Here is a 6,592-nt window from a genome sequence, read left to right on the forward strand (position 1 = left end):
GAGCAGACTGACAACGGGGGCAATTAACGGTAACGCTGGCCATGAGTAAACCTCAAAGGCGAGCATTATACATCGAATTCAACCAATTAGAAGCATTACCGAATTTTGTTCTTAACTCCTAAGTGATTCTTCGCCAGAGCCGTCGAAATATAGGTCGTGATCTTGACCCGCCATCTCCGGACAGCTTTTGTATCTTAAGTTAGCGATGCCCGCTGCCGCCGGTATTCCGTCGGGGGAGTGATATCCCAGCGCGCTGTGCGGATGGTTTTCAATGTTTTTTATAGGACATCCAAAGGTGCATAAAAAAACCTTTTCATGCCATTATTTCAGATGCAAAATTTTTTTAAATAAATAAAATAACATCGGGTAAATAATTTTCCCTGTATGCGGTTAAATTTCCAAAATAAAAGGTGAGAAGATGGTAAAATTATTTTCGATTGCATTAGGTATGATGTTATTTTCGGCAGTAGCAAGTGCAGCAAGCACAACTGTTCAAGGTGGTACTGTTCATTTTAAAGGGCAGATCGTTAATGCTGCATGTTCAGTAAGTGCTGAAAGCTCAGACCAGACGGTTAATCTCGGACAGTACAAAAGCTCTCTCTTTACCTCAGTAGGAGTGCGTTCTGGTGCAATTCCATTCAATATTGTTCTGAATGATTGTGATACTTTAGTGGCACAAAGCGCATCAGTTGCATTCAGCGGTGCAGTTGATGCTAACGATCCAACTGTTCTTTCTACAAGCAATCTTGGCGGTGGTGCAGGCGGAGCTGCAGCTGGTGTAGGAATTGAAATTTCTGATAAACAAGGAACCGTTTTGACTCCAGATGGTTCAACTTTTTCTGCTCCAAATACTTTGATTACAGGTACAAATACTTTGATATTTAATGCTCGTTACAAATCAACAGCTGCAATTGTTACACCAGGTGAAGCTGATGCAGATGCAACATTTGTAATGCAATATCAGTAGTACCTTATAATTAATGCTATCGTCCAGGGAAGGATGAAGGGTTAAGGATTAGAGGATAAATAATGAATCTAAATAATATTGCCAAGTTTATTTTTATTTTTGCATTGCTTTCATTTACTAAAGTAGGTGTGTGTGGGGGGATCGCATTAGGCTCGACACGCATTATTTATAACGCAGATAAAAAAAGCACAGTACTGAATATTACAAATAGTGATGAAAAAAAAAGATTTTTGATTCAATCTTGGATAGAAACTGAAGATGGGAAAAAAAGTGATAATTTTATTCTTACTCCGCCTTTATTTGTAAGTAAGCCATCATCTGAAAATAACATTAGAATATCTTACATCGGTGATGGAGAAGCGGCAGGTAAAGAAACAATATTTTATTTGAATAGCAAAGCCATCCCATCATTGGAAAAAAAAGACATGGATGGTAAAAATGTATTGCAAATTGCTGTGCTGTCGCGCATAAAACTCATTTATAGACCAAATGGAATTTATGGCTCTTCACTTGATGCATATAAGAAACTCCAGTTTTTACCAGTTTTAGGTGGTATGCAAGTTAAAAACCCAACTCCATATTTCATAACATTAATTAACTTCAAAATAAATAATGAAAAAGTTTCAACTCATATGTTTTCTCCGTACAGTACAACCTTGGTACCATTTGTAAAACATGATAAAATAATCAACTTATCATTTCAAAGTGTGAATGATTTCGGTGGGAACTCTCCAGTTACATCAGTTAAGCTGTGAGCCTCAATATATGAAAACCAGATTATTACTGATCTCCGTAATTATTTCTCACTTGTCATATGCTGAGGAGTTTTTTAATCCTAATTTTCTGGATGCTAAGGCAGGAAAGGTCGCGGATTTGGCCATCTATGACCATGATGGTTTGGCTCCGGGCGTGTATCGGCTAGATATCTATGTCAACGACGAGTATCTAATAGAAGATGATGTGTATTTTTCGATAAAGGAAGAAGCGCATGAAAGAAATGTTTATCCTTGCATTAATAAATCTCTCTTAGGTAAAGTAATAAAAGAAAATGAGTTTATCAATTTAAAAATTGACAAGGAATGCGTTTTTTTAAACGACATAAATTCTTATGCGAAAGCTGATTACGATAGTGAAAGGCAGAGCTTAAATATTCGAATTCCATCACTTCTATTAAAAAGCAATGCTCGTGGTACCGTATCGCCAACTGAATGGGATAATGGTATTAATGCATTTCTGATGAATTATCGCTTTAGCGGTAACAATACAAAAAAAACGAATGATTATTTTTTAAACCTTACTTCAGGTCTAAACATACAAGATTGGCGCCTGAGGGATAATTCTACTTGGAACTATAACGATGGGAAGAACAATAAATGGAAGAACATTGCCACATACGCGGAAAAACCTTTGCCTTCACTAAAAAGCCATTTAACTATAGGCCAATTATATACTCAGTCACATATTTTTGAAAACGTCTTAATTAAAGGTTTTCAACTTGCTTCGGACGAGGAAATGTATCCTGATAGTCTGCGAGGTTTTGCACCGACAATTAGAGGTGTAGCCAGCACTACTGCTCAGGTTGAAGTAACACAGAATAATAATTTAATATATTCAACAACTGTTAGTGCGGGGCCCTTCGAAATAAATGATCTTTATCCAACGACAAGCAGCGGAAATTTGTTTGTTAAAATTACTGAGCAAAACGGGAAAGTTTTTTCTTATACAGTTCCTTATTCTACGGTTCCAAATCTACAACGTGAAGGGAAAAGCGTTCATTCACTTTCAATTGGAAAAAGCGATGCAAAAAGCTCTATTGAGAAAAGTATTCTACAAGCTTCCTACGGTTTGGGTTTATCACATAATATAACTATGAATACGGGTATCCAGCTAGCTGAAAAATATCAGAGTTATGCTTTTGGTCTTGCGCATGATTTAGGTGATTTCGGAGCTATTTCCTCTGATGTACTTTTTTCTCATGCAGTATTAAATGACGATTCTGTACATAATGGTCAATCTTATAAAATTGTATATGCTAAATCACTTAACAAGTATGGTACAAACATTCAAATTGTTGGCTATAGATATTCGACAGAAGGGTTTTATACTCTTAATGAAGCCTCATATAACCATCTAAGTGGTGATTCCATGAATGATAGTTATTACAGCTTTAATGATTTAAGGAAAAGGAAAAAAGGCAAGGCGCAAATAAGCATTAACCAAAGGGTTGGTGGTCTTGGTAATTTATATATCTCAGGCCAAAATGAAAATTACTGGAGCCAATCTGCATATGATAGGAATTTGCAGATCGGGGTTAATGGTTTTTGGGAATATTTGAATTATAATCTAGGAATATCTTATAGCAGAAACAGTTACTTTGATAAAGCTAATAAATTACTTTCACTAAATCTTTCTTTCCCCCTGGGATTGATGTACAGCAGGCAATCGGGTAATGATTACGCAGGTAAATATAATTCTTTATATGCTACTTCCACTACGACACTTGATGGAAATGGTAAAGCTTCGCAACAAACAGGCGTTAGTGGTACTTTGTTAGCCGAGAATAATCTTTTATACAGCTTCCGACAAGCTGCTGCAGAAAGTGAAAAAGATTCAATGTCTTTAAGTTCAACTTTTCGTGGTTCTAAAGCAGAAGCATCATTAGGATATAATCATAGCAATAAATACAGACAGTTACACTATATGTTAAATGGCAGTATTGTTGCATTCAATGATGGAATTGTTTTTGGGCAACCAATTTATGGATCAGCTATTATAGTTTCTGCTCCAGGAGTTGATGGAATTTCTGTTGAAAATATCACTGGTGTTAGAACTGATTCTCATGGTCATGCTATTGTTCCCTATGCTAGTAGTTACAGAAAAAACCGTGTTGCTCTTGATTTAACCGACTTAAACGATGACACTGATGTTAATCAAGCAGTTAAATATGTTATTCCAACAAAAAATGCATTAGTACGTGCTGATTTCGATTCGAAGGTCGGGAAAAAGGCATACTTCACGCTAAAAAGGAAAAATGGGAATATAATTCCTTTTGGAGCTATGGTTGTTACCAACACTCAAACAACAGGTATTGTGGATCAAGATGGGAAAGTGTTTTTATCAGGGCTTACTCAATCTGGTAATTTAAGAGTGAAATGGGGCGAGCTAGAAAAGCAGCACTGCACCTCAAAATTTAATTTATCTGGCATTGACAATAAAAAATTAACTCAACTTACTTTAGTTTGTCACGAATAATCATTTAGGTGAATGTATGCAATTAATACTAAGAGCTGCTAAGCACTTCATCCTTGCGTCGATATTGTTATTTTTACATTTTCCCAACGTACATGCTGGGACTGGATGGTGTCATCCTGTAAATGGCACAATTCCTTATATTTTTAATTTCACGAAAAATATCAATGATCCAAATCAGAACCAGACAGGCTATTTATTTAATAACATTTACACATGGGGAAGCACAGTGCCTTCGCCAGTTACTTGTGATTGCAAAGCTGGCGAAGGGGATGGTGCCACATATTTTAAAACCGAAACGTCGTTGCCAATTGCTAGGCAGGATGGTAGCACAGTATGGTATACAGTAAATGAATATTTGCAGGCATCAGCAAAAGCTTATATAGGCGGCCTTACGAATAGCTACGTCCCTGTACCTTGGGATAATGCCACAAATGGGGCTAGTGGAGACAGCTATATTCAATGTGATGGTAAAGTATCTGCGTATGCAAATACAGGTGCTAGCGGGAAAATATCTCTTTATATAGTTAAACCCTTTGTAGGTGAGTCCAATTTTAGTGTGAAATTATTTGATGTCTATCGTTCTAATAATAAAGGTTCTTTTGGTGGCCCCCCAGTTTCTACGGTTTATATTACCGGGATGATAATAGTTCCACAGAACTGTATTATTGATACAGGGTCAATAGTGTCAGTCGACTTTGGGAACATACCGACTAGTGCGTTCCAAACAGCTGGTGTCAAGGCTATAAATGTTCTACCAGTTAAGAAAGATGTAAACATTCAATGCACAAACATTGCCGCACAAGCTAATTTAACTTTGAGATTAGAGTCAGAAAAGGTTAGTGGTAATTCATTGGTTTCCGACAATCCTGATGTTGGATTCAATATTGAGGATTCGACCGGTAAGCCATTAACACCAAATGATATTAATCGCTTTATACCTTTTACTCTTGATATGACGGGTAAATCAACTATAACTCTTATAATTTACCCTGTAAGCATCACCGGTAATAAACCGACTTCTGGGCCAGTTACATCTTTAGGTTATTTGCGCGTTGATTTTGCATAGGACATCGTATGAAAATGTTTTTTTTAAAAATTTTATTTTCTTCAACAATAACTTTTAGTTATATAGCGAACCCTATGACTTTGGGAAGTGTAAATGTAATTTTAAGGGCAAACTTGATTGAGAAGGGGTGTGATATATCTGTGGGTAGTGATGAGCAATTTGTTGATTTAGGTAGTTGGGCTTCATCTTATTTTTACTTTGCCGGAAGGGAATCAAGGAAAATACCATTTTCAATAACCTTAGAAAATTGTGAAAATATCTCCCAAATCAAGTTAACTTTGTTAGGTAAAAGTAATGCCATTGATTCAACGTTATTATCCACCACGCTTGGCTCCTCAGTCGGAATCTTATTAACTGATTCTTCTGGCATGAGGTTACCTGTTGGGCGCCCAAAAACATATAATATATCAAATTCTATAACTGGAGCTAAAGTAATTTTAAATTTTAATGCGCAATATAAAGCTTTGGTGATACCTGTTATGACCGGAAACGCTAATGCTGATTCAGTAATTGCTATCGATTACATATAAGTAATAGGGTTTGTATGATACTTTACTACGACCAGAAACTATAAGGTAGTCACTTGTGAATATTCATTTGTTAATTTTTATATTTCAAGGCCTTATTATCCATCTTTTTAAACGGAAAACCTTTAAACTTCATTTATTGATGAGTGCTAGAGTACATAATAGCCCCCCCTTGGTTTGATTGATTTTAAACTCATCCACAAGACATTTTCCTAATTGTAATATTAATTATATAAAATTTTTTTAAATTGTAATTTTCCGGGTTTCCTTATGCTTATATGCTTTACATTGTCACTAGACTTTTACTCGTTTTTCCAGCACATCTTCGTTAGAATGCATAAAGCAACAGCGCATTCTGACGCATGATGCGGTATACGCGTTTGGCGTTGATAACGGTCATGTAGTCAGTTTCTGATTGTCTGCGAAGCAGTGCCACATCCCACGATAACCATACGTTGGCAGATCGCCGATAACGGTATGCCTCGACGATCCTGCCAGTCCTTCGACCGACTGACCATGGCATGCAGTTACGCACGTGGCACCATGAGGGAGCTACGACAAGGCTTATTCGCCATCCTCTGGCAACAAAGGCTTGTGCGCTATCCACTTTTTGTTGGCCATATTCAACGGCTTCTTTCAGCAGCTCGTTTTCCATTGTCTTCTTGCCCAGCAGACGCAGCAGCTCTTTGCGTTCGGCCATGCCGTTACTCTGTGGACTGCTCACTGCCGTTGTGCAGGCTTCCAGATTCAGATCTGCGGCGAACTTGCGCGTGTCATGCG

Annotated in this window: 6 protein-coding genes and 1 pseudogene; 5 read left to right on the forward strand and 2 right to left on the reverse strand. The window is 37.2% G+C overall.

The features are described 5' to 3' along the window. Positions 1-43 (reverse strand): IS1 family transposase (locus AC2FAP_RS24275; RefSeq protein WP_485453028.1); only part of this gene is annotated, 43 nt, incomplete at its 3' end. Between the two features lie 375 nt (positions 44-418). Between AC2FAP_RS24275 and fimA the strand changes: the two genes are divergently transcribed. The 5 genes from fimA to AC2FAP_RS24300 all read left to right on the forward strand — a co-directional run bounded on the left by fimA (position 419) and on the right by AC2FAP_RS24300 (position 5,815). Beyond that, positions 419-967 (forward strand): type 1 fimbrial major subunit FimA, encoded by a 549-nt coding sequence (gene fimA / locus AC2FAP_RS24280; protein ID WP_172689063.1) that lies wholly within the window; start codon positions 419-421, stop codon positions 965-967. Positions 968-1,029: 62 nt separating this feature from the next. After that, positions 1,030-1,722, forward strand: coding sequence for a fimbria/pilus periplasmic chaperone (locus tag AC2FAP_RS24285; RefSeq protein WP_172686936.1), 693 nt, complete (start codon positions 1,030-1,032; stop codon positions 1,720-1,722). Positions 1,723-1,732: 10 nt separating this feature from the next. Then, a complete protein-coding gene (locus tag AC2FAP_RS24290; RefSeq protein ID WP_320718288.1) occupies positions 1,733-4,219 on the forward strand; it encodes a fimbria/pilus outer membrane usher protein in 2,487 nt (828 codons plus the stop codon). Positions 4,220-4,235: 16 nt separating this feature from the next. Continuing rightward, complete coding sequence (locus AC2FAP_RS24295) at positions 4,236-5,285, forward strand: fimbrial protein (RefSeq protein ID WP_272755940.1); 1,050 nt, start codon at positions 4,236-4,238, stop codon at positions 5,283-5,285. 74 nt (positions 5,286-5,359) lie between these two features. Next, the gene (locus tag AC2FAP_RS24300; protein ID WP_406601055.1) at positions 5,360-5,815 is read left to right on the forward strand and encodes a fimbrial protein; all 456 of its coding nucleotides are present in this window, start codon (positions 5,360-5,362) and stop codon (positions 5,813-5,815) included. A 337-nt stretch (positions 5,816-6,152) separates the two neighbouring features. On the opposite strand, the pseudogene AC2FAP_RS24305 reads toward AC2FAP_RS24300, so the two are convergent. After that, a pseudogene (locus AC2FAP_RS24305) lies at positions 6,153-6,506 on the reverse strand (IS3 family transposase); the annotation flags it as partial. Between the last annotated feature and the right edge of the window lie 86 nt (positions 6,507-6,592).

The sequence above is a fragment of the Enterobacter cloacae complex sp. 394I7 genome (assembly GCF_057320345.1).

What these genes read in the sequence shown, in the direction of transcription:
- fimA (WP_172689063.1), top strand. Translation starts at nt 419, where the DNA reads ATGGTAAAATTATTTTCGATTGCATTAGGTATGATGTTATTTTCGGCA.
- AC2FAP_RS24285 (WP_172686936.1), top strand. Translation starts at nt 1,030, where the DNA reads ATGAATCTAAATAATATTGCCAAGTTTATTTTTATTTTTGCATTGCTT.
- AC2FAP_RS24290 (WP_320718288.1), top strand. Translation starts at nt 1,733, where the DNA reads ATGAAAACCAGATTATTACTGATCTCCGTAATTATTTCTCACTTGTCA.
- AC2FAP_RS24295 (WP_272755940.1), top strand. Translation starts at nt 4,236, where the DNA reads ATGCAATTAATACTAAGAGCTGCTAAGCACTTCATCCTTGCGTCGATA.
- AC2FAP_RS24300 (WP_406601055.1), top strand. Translation starts at nt 5,360, where the DNA reads ATGACTTTGGGAAGTGTAAATGTAATTTTAAGGGCAAACTTGATTGAG.